Origin of the sequence: Chryseobacterium sp. Bi04, assembly GCF_918698085.1 — a bacterium.
In the GTDB taxonomy this organism is placed as follows: Bacteria; Bacteroidota; Bacteroidia; order Flavobacteriales; family Weeksellaceae; genus Chryseobacterium.
The window spans coordinates 1-12,615 of the sequence record NZ_CAKKLP010000006.1; the positions used below are offsets into that span (position 1 = coordinate 1).

Consider the following 12,615-nt stretch of genomic DNA (forward strand, 5'->3'; position numbering starts at 1 on the left):
CCAATGCGGCTGCGGAATCATTCAATGCTAAAATTAAAAACTTCAGGATGCAGCTTAGAGGAGTAAAAGATAGAACTTTCTTTCTGTTCAGATTAACTCAACTTTTTGCCTAGCCCCCAACTTTTGCTCCTGATCCTTTTTAAGTTTCTTTTGGAACAGGCACAAAACAAAAAATGCTGTAAAATATCTATTTTACAGCATTTTGTACTATTTTGATTAAATAGTTGCGATCCGGACGGGATTCGAACCCGCGACCTCCGCCGTGACAGGGCGGCATTCTAACCAGCTGAACTACCGGATCAATTTTTTAAAGAAATTGATAAAACTTCGCGATCCGGACGGGATTCGAACCCGCGACCTCCGCCGTGACAGGGCGGCATTCTAACCAGCTGAACTACCGGATCAATTTTTTTTAAAAGTAATTGATAAACTTTTGCGATCCGGACGGGATTCGAACCCGCGACCTCCGCCGTGACAGGGCGGCATTCTAACCAGCTGAACTACCGGATCATTTTTGTGTAAGAACGTCGTTTCTTTTTCGTGGTTGCAAAATTACACCTTTTTTTGTTAACTGCAAATTATTTTAAAAAAAATACCTTCCAATACTGGAAGGCATTCATTATCAAACTTATTTTTTTATAAGTGTGCGCTTAATTTCTCAGCGATTACCTCTTTTGGAGTAACACCTACTAATTTATCTACTACTTCACCGTTCTTAAAAATAAGAACTGTAGGGATATTTCTGATTCCATACTGCATTGAAATTTCCTGGTTGTTGTCTACATCCACTTTCCCTACTACTGCTTTTCCTTCAAAATCTGAAGCCACTTCTTCGATGATTGGTCCCAAAGTTCTGCATGGTCCGCACCATACTGCCCAGAAGTCTACTAATACCGGTTTATCAGATTTTAAAACCGTATCCTGAAATGAGCTGTCCGTAATTTCTAAAGCCATTTTGTTTCTTTTATTTTAATTAATATTATATTCTCGTTCAATTCTTCTATTGAATGTTCAAAATTACGATTTTTACATCATAAGACTATCTATGCTCAACATTAGTTTTTTCTATAGCATAGTCACTTGAAATTTCCTTTAAGGCTGTTACTAAAGCATCAATCTCTGCTTTTGTTGTCATATGGCTGAAAGAAATACGTAATGGTGTACAATGATCCATTTCATCTTCAGAAAGCACCATCATCATTACCATTGATGGCTTGGAGGCTCCGGAAGAGCACGCACTACCCTGAGAAATGGCAATTCCTTTCATATCCAGCTGAAGACCTATCAATGGGTTCTTATAAGGTAATAATGCACTTAATACCGTGTAAAGGCTGTTTTCTTTTTCAGCACTTCTTCCGTTGAATTTAATCCCTTCTATTTCTGCAGAAAGTCTTTCTATAGCATAGTCTTTAATTTTCTGCATATGGTTTGTATATTCTTCCATATGATTCAGAGAAAGCTCTAATGCTTTACCAAGGCCAACAATACCGCAAACATTTTCTGTCCCTGCCCTAAGGCTTCTTTCCTGAGGTCCTCCGGTAATGATTCCTTTTAGCCCTGTTGCTTTTCTGATAAACGCAAAACCTGAACCTTTAGGCCCATGAAACTTATGAGCACTGCATGAAGCAAAGTCTACAGGAATATCAGAAAGATCAAGGTTCATATGAGCCATGGTCTGTACCGTATCTGAATGGAACAGTGCATGATATTCTTTGCATAGCTGCGCCACCTTTTTAAGGTTGATGATATTTCCTATTTCGTTGTTGGCATGCATTAAGCTTACCAACGTTTTTTTATCTGAGGATTTTAATAATTCCTCTAATTTAGAAAGGTCAATATCTCCTTTTTCATTAGGACGGATATAGCTTACCTCTACTCCTTTTCTGCTTTTCATATCCAGAATACTTTCAGAAACACATTTGTGTTCCAAAGGAGAACTGATGATCCTTTCTACTCCAAGGTGTTCTACGCTGGATTTAATGATCATATTGTTTGATTCCGTTCCACACGAAGTGAAAATAATCTCAGCAGGACTTACATGAAGATAGTCTGCAACCTGTCTTCTTACATTTTCAATAAGTATTTTTGCTTCCTGGCCAAAGCTGTGAGTGGAAGATGGATTTCCGAAATTCATCTTCATCGTACCAACCATTGCGTCTATTACTTCTTCTGCAAGAGGAGTAGTGGCGGCATTATCTAAATATATTTTATCCATTATTATTTTGAATATTTTAATTCTACGGAGTTAAATTGGTAATCTGAAGGAACTGCAAAAACAAACCACGGATTAGAAATCACCTGAATTTCCATTCCCCCGGAAGGTTCTCCGGCAGGAACTTCCACATACAGGATATTATTGCTTACATACACCGTTTTAATCTCTGTAATTCTGTGACTTCCTGACCTGAAGCTTCCCAGGTTATAGAGAACAACTTTCTTATTTTTTGGAAATTTCGGGTAATCAATAGCCGGTTCTTTTTCCATATCTATAACACCAAAGCTTTGTCTGATGCTGTTCTGGAAATCTTTTTCGTCTTTAATAATTCTGAAACCAGCCTGGTCTGCGCCTCCCTGAGACTCAGAAACAAGAATTTCTACGCTTTTCTGCATACCTGAAGCCTTTTGGGATGGTGTATTTGTACAGCTCATGAGCATTGCAGCAAATACAGTTAACAGCCTTTTCATTTTTTATACTTTTATCATCCAAAATTAATGAAAAAATTGGTAATGTCCCTCATTGGCCCATTTCAACATTGGCCGATCTCCGGAAGTGTCACCAAATGCAATAATTTTATCGTATCTGGAATTGTTTATTTCTTCTTTTATTCTTACCAGTTTTTCTTTTCCGTTACAGTTTTTACCTATAAAATTTCCTGTGAAAACCCCGTTTTTAAACTCTGCCCGCGTAGAAACAAGCTGCATTTTCAATTCTTCGGCAAAAGGTTTTACCCAGATATCCAAAGAAGCAGTAACCAATAAACTCTGTATATTATTCCTATCGATATTTTTTATAAAGTCGAGTGCATTTTCCCTGACAATCTGAGGATAATGGTGTTCAAAAAACTGTTTAGACTTCATTTCTATTTTTTCCTGGGTCTGTCCTTTCAGAATAGATCCTATAAAACTTTTTTTCACCTTTTCGGTTTCAGCAAGTTTTAGCTTCAGTAAAATAAAAAGAGGAACATGCTTTAAAAATTGTATTCTGTACTTTGTAGAATCGTAAAACTTGAGATACATAAACATGGTATCTTTATACGTCAGCGTTCCGTCAAAATCAAAACAATACAATTTTTTCATTTTTTTAAAGCTTTAATTTTTTAAATATAAACTCAGGGATATTTCTGATAATCATCATAATAATACTCCAGATCGGCAAAACATATGCCACATTATTCTGCTTTTTGAAGGCTTTATAAATACAGGCAGCAGCTTGTTTGGGGCTTGCCGTCAGCTTAGGATTTAAAGGCAGGCCTTCTGTCATTTTGGTAGCCATAAATCCAGGTTTTACGGTCAGAACATGTACTTTTTTATCAAAAAGGAAATTCCTCAGACCGCTTAAATAAGCTGTAAAAGCAGCTTTTGCACTTCCATAGATAAAATTACTCTGCCTTCCCCGGTCTCCGGCTACTGATGAAAGCCCGATAATCGTTCCCGATCTCCTGTTTTCAAATTTATGAGCAAAATAGTTCATCACAGGAATAAGCTTTGAATAATTGATCCCGATAATACGCTCAGTATTTCTGTTATCATAAAGCCCTTCTTCTGTTCCTTCTCCCAAATATCCCACGGCACAAAATAATACATTTGAATTGATATTATCAAATCTATTGTAATCAATTTCTTTCATAAGATCCAGCTCAACAACTTCAGACTGTTGCAGAAACTTGACATCTAAATGTCTTGCAAATCTTTCTGTAGTTTCTTTATTTGAGGTAAAAAGATAGATTTTTTCAAACTTTTCGCCTTCCTGAAGTGCTTTTTCCACAAAAGCCTGTGCCACCTCAGATGTACTTCCCAGAACTATCATTATGAGTTGTTATTTAAGATTCTTTTGTGCTGTAAAGACACAAATTTAGAGTTTCTAATATTTTTCAGGTAGTTGGTCAGTGATGATCTGCTCATACTGTCTTTGGTAAGATAAATTCTTCCCCCAAACTCCTGAACGATGCTGTCCAGCTGATCTACCAGCTTTTTAAGTTTTGAATTTACTTTAAAATCCAGAGCCAGTGTATACCCTTCTACAGGAAATGAATTATAAGCCTGCGGATTATTTTTTCCAAAAAGCTTTAGTACAGCCAGGAATGACCCGTTGCCACTTTTAGCAATCGTTTCAAGGATTTTTTTCATCCCTTCTTTTCCGGCTTCCTTAGGAATGACCATCTGATATTGTATGAACCCGGATTTCCCATAGATTTTATTCCAGTCATTAATGGCATCTAACGGATAAAAGAATGTTTCATAATCAATAAAACTTTTGACTTCCTTCCTGGATTGTTTTTTATAATATAACCAATTGAAGATTTTTACTGTCAGGGCATTCAGCACAAATCCCGGAAAATAAAAAGGAACAGTAGGCTGTAGTTTTTTCTTTAATCTAAGAGGTGTTTTCGCTAAGTTTTGGGGAAGTTCGTGCTGAAAAGCATGCTCCCCTCTCATGAGAATACTTCTGCCGATATTTTTCCCTTTTTGAAGACAGTCTATCCACGCTACCGTATACGTCCAGTTTTCACTTTCATCAAACAGTCTGAAAATTTCATCCAGATTATCTGCTTTAATACTTTCCTGACGAATGTAAGCGGATTCTATATTTTTAAGTTTAAATTTTGCGGTGAGAATAATTCCGGTAAGACCCATTCCGCCAATTGTTGCCCAAAATTTCTCTGAATTCTCTTCTCTGGAGCAGGTAATAATCTCTCCACTTTCGGTCATCAGTTTAAACTCTATGACATATTCTGAAAAGCAGCCTTCTGCATGATGATTTTTACCATGAACATCGGAAGCGATGGCTCCGCCTACCGAGATAAATTTTGTTCCGGGTGTCACATAGAGAAAGTATCCCTGGGGCACTGCTATTTCAAGTACATCTGAAAGCAACACCCCGGATTCGCATTCTATCACTCCGTTTAAACGGTCAAAACTGATGAATTTATTTAATTTTTTAGTAGAAAATATAGTTTCTCCCAATGAGGCATCTCCGTAGCATCTTCCGTTACCTCTTGCAATAACCTCATTATGATCAAGAACAAACTCTTTTATTTTTTTGAAGCTGTCCTCAGATCTCATCTCTTTTTCCACTACCGGGAAATTTCCCCAGTTGGTAACCTTCTGTGTGAAATTCGGCTTCATTTCTTAAAGTAAATTTGAATTAAAAATGCAGCAACCCAAAGTAATAGGGTTACCTGTATATAACGGTCTCTATAGACAATCTTGGTAGGAGATTCTGTTCTGTTGTACACCAGGGTTTGCTGAAGATATCTCAACAGAGCAAATACGACAAAAATGACCGTATAAAATACTCTTTCATGAAATCTTGCCTGCACTTCCGGTGAAAGGGTAAACATCAGATAACAAACAATGGCCAATGTTATGGAAATAGACAGTGCAATATCTGCAAACTGTACATTATATCCATCCAGTGCCTTTCTTGTCTTTCCGGAAACCTGAGCATTGATAAGCTCTCCTCTTCTCTTTCCGATGGCTAATACTAATGCCAGTACAAATGTTAACAGAATAGCCCATTGTGAAATGCTGATTCCTGTAATATAACCACCAGCCAAAACCCGCAGTACAAATCCTATCGCAATAATAAAAATATCAATGATAGGAACATGTTTCAGCCTGAATGTATACGCAAGGTTCATCACCACATAAAAGCTTATGATGGCTCCAAATTTCCATAAATTTTCATGGAAATAAAACTGCGCAAGAAATACAAGGGCAATATCTGTGATCACCAGCCCTAGAAGAATTCCTATTGCTTTTGATTTTGAGATCGCTCCACTCGCCAGGGGTCTTCTTCTTTTTTCAGGATGTTTTCTGTCTGCTTCAATGTCATTATAATCATTCAGAATATAAACAACGCTGGCTGCTAATGAGAAAATAACAAAGGCAAAGATACTTTTAGAAAGTAAGTCTATATTGGTAATGTTACCCGAAAAAAACAGAGGGACAAATACAAAAAGGTTTTTCACCCATTGCTCCACACGGAGCAGTTTAAGATATTTCTTCATTTATGTTGTTTCAAATACAAAAATAACAAATTCAAAATTGACAGCATAAAAATACAAAAAAAACCGCCGGGGCGGTCTTTTACGAAAATATTTATATGTTAAATTAATTATTGCCCTTGTTTGGCATCATTAATCATTTTTTCATTGGCAGTAATGGCAAATTCCACTCTTCTGTTTTTAGCTCTTCCTTCATCAGTATCATTGCTGGCAACCGGCATATTTTTACCTTCACCTTTTGTGAACATTCTGCTGTTTGCTACTCCTTTTCCAGATAAATAAGCTTTTACAGCATCTGCTCTTCTTTGAGAAAGCGCCATGTTGTAAGCATCTTTACCTACGCTGTCTGTATGTCCGTAGATATTGATATTCGTATCCGGGTTATCAGCCAATACCTTAGCTAGCTTATCCAGGTTGGTTTGTGCTACAGAAGTAAGATTTGAAGAGTCGAAAGCAAAGTTTACAATACTTTCATTCATCGTTACTTTAATACCATCCCCTACTCTTTCAACCTGAGCTCCCGGTAAAGTTTCTTTAATATCTTTAGCCTGCTTATCCATTTTGTTACCGATAACGTTACCTGCAACTCCACCGATAATACCACCTAATACAGCACCAATAGCTCCATTACCTCCTTTACCTACATTGTTACCTAAGATACCTCCCAGTACAGCTCCTGATGCAACACCTACTGCTGTACCTCTCTGTTGGTGGTTTGAATTCTGAACCGCTTCACAACTTGTCAATAACAAAGCTGATGATAAAAAAAGGGCTCCTACGTATGTTTTATTAAATTTCATTTTTTTTGATCTTGTATGTTGATAAATTATTTCATTCCAGCTCTTTCGAAGTTGTAAACAACTTTCACATTTTCTCCATCAAACGGAACATCCTGTTCAAGAGAAAACTGATCCGTAGTCTGGCTCACTAATGTCAGCGTATATCCTGCTGTATTTTGTTTTGCTTTAGTACCTGCGGCAATTTTTTTAAACATAAATGTGTTACCATTTTTCACTTCAAACTTGATGGGCTGTGTAATAGCAGGGCAATTTCCACCACCGTTTAAGGTGTAAGCTCCTGTCCAGTTATTAGGAATCAGTCTCCAATGACTTCCTACAAAGCACTGAGCATCTGCACCTTCGTCGAAAGGCTTAATTTTAAATCCTTTATCGTAATTTACGCTAACAATCTGCCAATCTCCTTTCATCTTAAGGAAATCTCCTTTTTGATCCTGGGCTGTAGCCGCTTTATTCACTGAGGAACAAGACACTGCAAAAATGGATGTTCCTAACATCCCTGCAAGTAGTAACTTTTTCATTTTGTTGTTTATTATTTTGTTAGTATAAAGTTACAAAAAACCGTGCCAAAATTGAAAATAAAAAATAAAAAAGTCCGAAAATTTCGGACCTTTTATGGTTTAGCCTTAAATACAGGTAGATAAACTATTTTTTAACAGTCTTTTTTACGGATTTCGAAGGCTTAGTTTTAGTTGATGATTTACCGTTATAAAAGTTGGTGTAAGCATATTCTGCAGCTTTTGTCACATCAATAACTCCTCCTGCCTGAGAATAATCAGTAAATCCGTTTTCTGTATTGGGATTGCTGCTTTTCACAAGTGATTCTATAACCTGATAAGGTTTAAGATCCGGCATATACGCCAATAAAATGGCTGCAGCTCCCGCTACAACAGGTGAAGCCATAGAAGTTCCCTGAAGATACTTATATTCGTTTTTAGGAACGGTAGAATAGATTTCTTCTCCCGGAGCAAAAACATTGACCATTTTTTTATTATAGTTTGAGAAACTTGCTCTCAATGCATTATTCTTATTGGTACTCGCTCCCACCACAAGAACATTGCTTACGAATGGTTTTTCATCAGCAACATTTTTAAAATTGGTAGGAAATGCCAGGTGTTCTGCTACATCTTCATTTTCGTTACCGGCAGCTTTTACCAAGAGTACGCCTTTGTCTTCAGCATATTTAAAAGCATCCCAGACTACATTTTTACCCGGAGAAACAGGTTTTCCAAAGCTCATATTCAGAACTTTAGCCCCGTTATCTACAGCATATCTGATGGCATTGGCAACGTCTTTATCTCTTTCATCTCCATTAGGAACTGTTCTTACAGACATAATCTTTGCTACCTTGGAAGCTACACCATACTGAATGACATTCCCTTGTGGAAGACCGGCAATAATTCCGGCTACGTGAGTTCCATGCTCTGCATCAGGTCCCTCATAATGGTTGTTACCATAGTTTTTTTGTGAATAGTCGTCATAGTTATCTCCTACGATTTCTTTTCTTGTATCATAGCTGAGATCATACTGCTTGGATTGTGGAGCGTAATAATCAATAGCTTCTTTCATCTGTTCTTTGATCAGCTTTTCAAATTCTGCAGAAGATTTCCCTTTGAACTCAGGGCTTTGAGATACCTGGCCCAGCACCTGAAATGCGATAGCATCTTTTTGTTCAGTAGGTGCTTTAATCGCTGAAATAGTTTCTGCTGTCACGGCTTTCCCCCCAAGTAGTTTTACCATATTCGGGATCAGCTCATTAATCATGGAATACGTCTGGAAATTCTGTTTTGCCTCTATGCTTTTTTTAGTGAAAAGCTCTTTAGCTTTCATATACATAGCAAAGTCTTCCGGCATTTTAGCCTGATTGGCTTTATTTTTTGTAGAATCATCCCCTTCAAAAAGCGGCTTATATTTAGCAACAACTCTTGTTACTTCCATATTATCAATATCTACATCACCATTTTTGCCACCGATAAAGTTCCATCCGTGTATATCATCAATATATCCGTTGCCGTCATCATCTTTTCCGTTACCAGGAACTTCATTAGGGTTTGACCATAGGTTTTTCACCAATCCAGGGTGATCAACCTGTACGCCACTGTCTAAAACCCCTACTACAACAGTTTTAGGTTTTAAACCTTTAGACTCTAAATATTTATAGGCGTTCGCCGTGTTCACACCATATACTTTTGAAGTGGAAAAATCTTTATGATACCATGTCATCAGATCTTTATCCTCTTTCGGATCAATACTTTTAGCGCTAGACTCCTGTGCATAAGAGAAACTAAAACCTGCTAAAAAAACAGCAGCTAATAATACCTTTTTCATATGTTGATATTTATTTTTTCTAAAGTCATACAACCGTCATCTTCATTTACCTTCCGGCAATTTGCATTAATACGATTGTTTAATACTCTTTAAATAAGTAAGAGATTCCGGCCCTTTGTTACAAATAAGATCCAGGACGGATAAATCTTTCAAAAACCCGAATTTATCTGAGAATGTCTGGTAATATTCTTCCATTTCAAATTCGGAAGGATGTTTTGCCGAGAACTTTTCTCTGAAATTAATGCTTTCAGGATTTTTGATATATTCTTCATTCAAAGAGTGTGCCTTTTCTGTTTTAAGTATCTCTTGGATCACCTCTAACCCCTTAAGGTTAAAATCGAGAAGGAACTTTTCTTTCAGATCAAATATTTTTCTCAGTTTATCTTCATAGTATTCAAAATAGGGGGAACTTTGATACGCAGTCTTGATGGACTTCCAGTGAAGATTTCTAAAGTCTTCCCTGTAGGAGATCTCCATATCTTTCATTTCTCTTTTCCCATTATGGTTCATCGGGATAATCAGTGACAGTTTCCCATTAGCCCCATAAATATTGGCTCTGTTTCTATACGTCTGCTTTGGAAAATTTTCAAACTGTTCAAATACAACTTCATTTTCAGCCTCTAAAAACACTGAAAACCATGACACCGGCGGCAGATAAAATACCGGCAATAAAACATTCTTCATATTCATAATGCAAAAATGAAGTATTTTTTCAAATACTTCATTCTATTTTAAGTTTAATTTTATTTATAACTCGTCTTCAGTTTTGTTCTTTCTGAATAATTTCACGAAATATTCCCACCCGAAGAATAATATTAAAATCATTGCTGCAATCCACCAGTATGAAGTTTTATTGGCTTCTCCGGTATTGGTTGCTTTAAACATTCTATCCCAACGAACCTTGAATGGTGCTTGATACGTAGAGCTGCTGTCTGAGAAAGCTCCCTGAAGGCTCATCCATGTAAACATTGGTTTTCCGACAATATTTTCTTCCGGAACGAATCCAAAGAATCTTGCGTCTAGCGAAGCATCTCTGTTATCTCCTACCATCATATAGTAATCCTGCTGGATGGTATATTGATTGGTTTCTTTTCCGTTGATAAAAATCTTTCCGTTCTTTTTTTCCAAGCTGTTGTGCTCATATTCTGAAATGATCCATTGGAACATAGGAAGTGTCTCGTTATTGATCGCTACTACATCTCCTTTTTTAGGAATTCTTACCGGCCCATACCAGTCGGCATTCCATGGTTTGTTGATAGGAAAAATAGACTGTGTAGTATCAATTTTTGTTTTAAGTTCATCCTTATAATATACTGCGGCTTCTCCTTTTGCAGAAACATCTTCCTTCATATCAATTACCTGAGGAAGTTCTTTGATTTCTTTAGCCGTTTTATCTGTCAGTCCCTGGAAAGCATAAAGGTATCCTCCGTTATTCTGCTGTAATTCCTGAACCGGCAAGAAACCATACGCCTTATATAAAGCCGGAATGTCCAATTGGCTTCCAGTGGTTACGATATATCTGTGCTGTATTTCCTGGTCTCCTAAAATAGTTTCAGGTTTCCCATTGACAAAAAGCCTTCCGGCTCTCATTTCGAAAGTATCTCCTGCTGTAGCCACACATCTCTTTACATAAGGGTCTTTTCTGTCTATTGCAGTATGCACAGAGTCACGGGGATAGTTGAATACAACTACATCATTTTTTTGTGGCTTATTAAACTGCAGAATTCTTGTATAAGGTAATTTTACCCCGTCTACATAAGATTTTGGATCATCCTTTGGATTTCCTTTTTGTCCTGTATCTGTAATGGTTCCCTGAAGGAAAGGTATTGCTAAAGGACGCATTGGAAGCCTGTATCCATAGCTCCATTTATTTACGAAAAGGAAGTCACCTACCAATAGTGTTCTTTCCATCGAGCCTGTAGGAATTCCGAAAGGCTGGGTTACAAAAACGTGGATGATGGTTGCAAAAACCACGGCGAAAGTAATAGATCCCAAAAATGTATCTTTCTTTTTATCGCTTTTTTCTTCGTCTGTAAGAAACAGGTCATTGGCATTTTCGTCTTCAAGTTCTGTATCTTTAGAATAGTTTACCGTAGCCATATAGATAAACGGCAGGATCACTGTAAGGATCTGGTCCTTGAAAAGAGTTTTCCCGAACTTCTTCATTAAGTAAAGATGAAAAACAGACATCATAATAGGACCTACAATTGGCATATAAGACAAAATTGCCCACCATTTCGGATGTTTTGTTTCTTTAAGAATAATGAAATAATTATAGAAGGGTATAAATGCTAATAAAGGGCTGTACCCCATTTTTTTAAACAGCTTCCATGTTGAAATCCCCATTAATATGGATAAAATGAGAACATATACTGTATAAGTTAAAAAATAATTCATAAATTTTTTTGCCTATTCTGATAATATAAATGATAAAATGATGAGTAATAAATGATCACAGCTTTTCCGCTATTTACAATTCACTATTCATCATTTCTGTTATTTGTCGCAATTTAAAGAATTTGTTACAAATTAAAGCCCTAAAACGTCTTTCATTGCAAAATTCCCTTTCTTGTCTTTAATCCACTCTGCAGCTACTACTGCGCCTAATGCAAATCCGTTTCTGTTAAAAGCCGTATGCTTAATCTCAATTTCATCTACTTCACTTCTGTAAAACACACTATGGGTTCCCGGCACTTCATCTTCACGTACCGCAAAAATCCCAAGCTGGTCTCCCTGAGTTTCTTCCAGTTTCCATGCTTCAAATTTCGGGTTGTTTTTAATAATACCTTCTGCAATGGAAATAGCCGTTCCGCTGGGTGCATCTTTTTTATGGATATGATGAATTTCCTCAAGCTGACAAGAGTATTCATCAACGTTTTTCATGAGATCGGCAAGCTTTTTGTTTAAAGCAAAGAATAAGTTTACTCCTAAGCTAAAGTTTGAACCGTATAAGAATGCTGTTCCGTTTTCAACAGCTAATTTTTCTATTTCCTCTTTTTTCTCCAGCCATCCTGTCGTTCCGCAGATGACAGGAATTCTATTTTCAAGACAGGCTTTAATGTTATCAAAAGCAACTTCCGGAAGGGAAAACTCAATGACAACATCAGGATGATTAAGATTTTCAGCAGTTGGAGTTTCCTTAAGGCGGGCCACTACTTCATTACCTCTTTTTTGTGCGATCTCATCAATGATCTTCCCCATTTTGCCATAGCCAACTAATGCTATTCTCATACTGTTATTTTTGTTTTATAATTGACCATAAT

13 protein-coding genes, 3 tRNA genes and 1 pseudogene are annotated in these 12,615 nt (G+C 36.9%); 1 reads left to right on the forward strand and 16 read right to left on the reverse strand.

The window, feature by feature from the left end; all coding sequences use genetic code 11:
* A pseudogene (locus LQV47_RS11170) lies at positions 1-113 on the forward strand (DDE transposase); the annotation flags it as partial.
* Positions 114-227: 114 nt separating this feature from the next.
* On the opposite strand, the gene LQV47_RS11175 reads toward LQV47_RS11170, so the two are convergent.
* The 16 genes from LQV47_RS11175 to dapB all read right to left on the reverse strand — a co-directional run bounded on the left by LQV47_RS11175 (position 228) and on the right by dapB (position 12,583).
* Positions 228-301 (reverse strand) — tRNA-Asp (locus LQV47_RS11175).
* Between the two features lie 29 nt (positions 302-330).
* Positions 331-404: transfer RNA gene (locus LQV47_RS11180), tRNA-Asp, on the reverse strand.
* A 32-nt stretch (positions 405-436) separates the two neighbouring features.
* Positions 437-510: transfer RNA gene (locus LQV47_RS11185), tRNA-Asp, on the reverse strand.
* A 126-nt stretch (positions 511-636) separates the two neighbouring features.
* Positions 637-954 (reverse strand): thioredoxin, encoded by a 318-nt coding sequence (gene trxA / locus LQV47_RS11190; protein ID WP_047099031.1) that lies wholly within the window; start codon positions 952-954, stop codon positions 637-639.
* 85 nt (positions 955-1,039) lie between these two features.
* Positions 1,040-2,215, reverse strand: coding sequence for a cysteine desulfurase family protein (locus LQV47_RS11195; protein ID WP_230036877.1), 1,176 nt, complete (start codon positions 2,213-2,215; stop codon positions 1,040-1,042).
* 2 nt (positions 2,216-2,217) lie between these two features.
* Positions 2,218-2,685, reverse strand: a complete 468-nt coding sequence (locus LQV47_RS11200) for a hypothetical protein (protein WP_230036879.1) — start codon at positions 2,683-2,685, stop codon at positions 2,218-2,220.
* A gap of 24 nt (positions 2,686-2,709) precedes the next feature.
* Positions 2,710-3,297: an HAD family hydrolase gene (locus LQV47_RS11205; RefSeq protein WP_230036881.1), complete on the reverse strand. Its 588-nt coding sequence runs from the start codon at positions 3,295-3,297 to the stop codon at positions 2,710-2,712.
* Between the two features lie 4 nt (positions 3,298-3,301).
* Complete coding sequence (locus LQV47_RS11210) at positions 3,302-4,027, reverse strand: SDR family NAD(P)-dependent oxidoreductase (protein WP_230036883.1); 726 nt, start codon at positions 4,025-4,027, stop codon at positions 3,302-3,304.
* Positions 4,027-5,346 (reverse strand): FAD-binding oxidoreductase, encoded by a 1,320-nt coding sequence (locus LQV47_RS11215; protein ID WP_230036885.1) that lies wholly within the window; start codon positions 5,344-5,346, stop codon positions 4,027-4,029. The genes LQV47_RS11210 and LQV47_RS11215 overlap by 1 nt, the downstream gene beginning before the upstream one ends.
* The gene (locus LQV47_RS11220) at positions 5,343-6,230 is read right to left on the reverse strand and encodes a decaprenyl-phosphate phosphoribosyltransferase (protein WP_230036888.1); all 888 of its coding nucleotides are present in this window, start codon (positions 6,228-6,230) and stop codon (positions 5,343-5,345) included. The genes LQV47_RS11215 and LQV47_RS11220 overlap by 4 nt, the downstream gene beginning before the upstream one ends.
* Before the next feature lie 107 nt (positions 6,231-6,337).
* Positions 6,338-7,027: an OmpA family protein gene (locus LQV47_RS11225; RefSeq protein WP_209802095.1), complete on the reverse strand. Its 690-nt coding sequence runs from the start codon at positions 7,025-7,027 to the stop codon at positions 6,338-6,340.
* Positions 7,028-7,053: 26 nt separating this feature from the next.
* Positions 7,054-7,545 (reverse strand): lipocalin family protein, encoded by a 492-nt coding sequence (locus LQV47_RS11230; protein ID WP_230036889.1) that lies wholly within the window; start codon positions 7,543-7,545, stop codon positions 7,054-7,056.
* A 124-nt stretch (positions 7,546-7,669) separates the two neighbouring features.
* Positions 7,670-9,352: a S8 family serine peptidase gene (locus tag LQV47_RS11235; RefSeq protein ID WP_230036891.1), complete on the reverse strand. Its 1,683-nt coding sequence runs from the start codon at positions 9,350-9,352 to the stop codon at positions 7,670-7,672.
* A gap of 66 nt (positions 9,353-9,418) precedes the next feature.
* Positions 9,419-10,036: a WbqC family protein gene (locus LQV47_RS11240; RefSeq protein ID WP_230036892.1), complete on the reverse strand. Its 618-nt coding sequence runs from the start codon at positions 10,034-10,036 to the stop codon at positions 9,419-9,421.
* Positions 10,037-10,099: 63 nt separating this feature from the next.
* On the reverse strand, positions 10,100-11,749 hold the full coding sequence (gene lepB / locus LQV47_RS11245; RefSeq protein WP_230036894.1) for a signal peptidase I: 1,650 nt from the start codon (positions 11,747-11,749) through the stop codon (positions 10,100-10,102).
* A gap of 132 nt (positions 11,750-11,881) precedes the next feature.
* Positions 11,882-12,583 carry a 4-hydroxy-tetrahydrodipicolinate reductase gene (gene dapB / locus LQV47_RS11250; protein WP_230036896.1) on the reverse strand — a complete coding sequence of 234 codons (702 nt, stop codon included), beginning with the start codon at positions 12,581-12,583 and terminating at the stop codon, positions 11,882-11,884.
* Between the last annotated feature and the right edge of the window lie 32 nt (positions 12,584-12,615).

Excerpts from the sequence above, each read along its gene's own strand:
- trxA (WP_047099031.1), bottom strand. The coding sequence starts at position 954 with ATGGCTTTAGAAATTACGGACAGCTCATTTCAGGATACGGTTTTAAAA.
- LQV47_RS11195 (WP_230036877.1), bottom strand. The coding sequence starts at position 2,215 with ATGGATAAAATATATTTAGATAATGCCGCCACTACTCCTCTTGCAGAA.
- LQV47_RS11200 (WP_230036879.1), bottom strand. The coding sequence starts at position 2,685 with ATGAAAAGGCTGTTAACTGTATTTGCTGCAATGCTCATGAGCTGTACA.
- LQV47_RS11205 (WP_230036881.1), bottom strand. The coding sequence starts at position 3,297 with ATGAAAAAATTGTATTGTTTTGATTTTGACGGAACGCTGACGTATAAA.
- LQV47_RS11210 (WP_230036883.1), bottom strand. The coding sequence starts at position 4,027 with ATGATAGTTCTGGGAAGTACATCTGAGGTGGCACAGGCTTTTGTGGAA.
- LQV47_RS11215 (WP_230036885.1), bottom strand. The coding sequence starts at position 5,346 with ATGAAGCCGAATTTCACACAGAAGGTTACCAACTGGGGAAATTTCCCG.
- LQV47_RS11220 (WP_230036888.1), bottom strand. The coding sequence starts at position 6,230 with ATGAAGAAATATCTTAAACTGCTCCGTGTGGAGCAATGGGTGAAAAAC.
- LQV47_RS11225 (WP_209802095.1), bottom strand. The coding sequence starts at position 7,027 with ATGAAATTTAATAAAACATACGTAGGAGCCCTTTTTTTATCATCAGCT.
- LQV47_RS11230 (WP_230036889.1), bottom strand. The coding sequence starts at position 7,545 with ATGAAAAAGTTACTACTTGCAGGGATGTTAGGAACATCCATTTTTGCA.
- LQV47_RS11235 (WP_230036891.1), bottom strand. The coding sequence starts at position 9,352 with ATGAAAAAGGTATTATTAGCTGCTGTTTTTTTAGCAGGTTTTAGTTTC.
- LQV47_RS11240 (WP_230036892.1), bottom strand. The coding sequence starts at position 10,036 with ATGAAGAATGTTTTATTGCCGGTATTTTATCTGCCGCCGGTGTCATGG.
- lepB (WP_230036894.1), bottom strand. The coding sequence starts at position 11,749 with ATGAATTATTTTTTAACTTATACAGTATATGTTCTCATTTTATCCATA.
- dapB (WP_230036896.1), bottom strand. The coding sequence starts at position 12,583 with ATGAGAATAGCATTAGTTGGCTATGGCAAAATGGGGAAGATCATTGAT.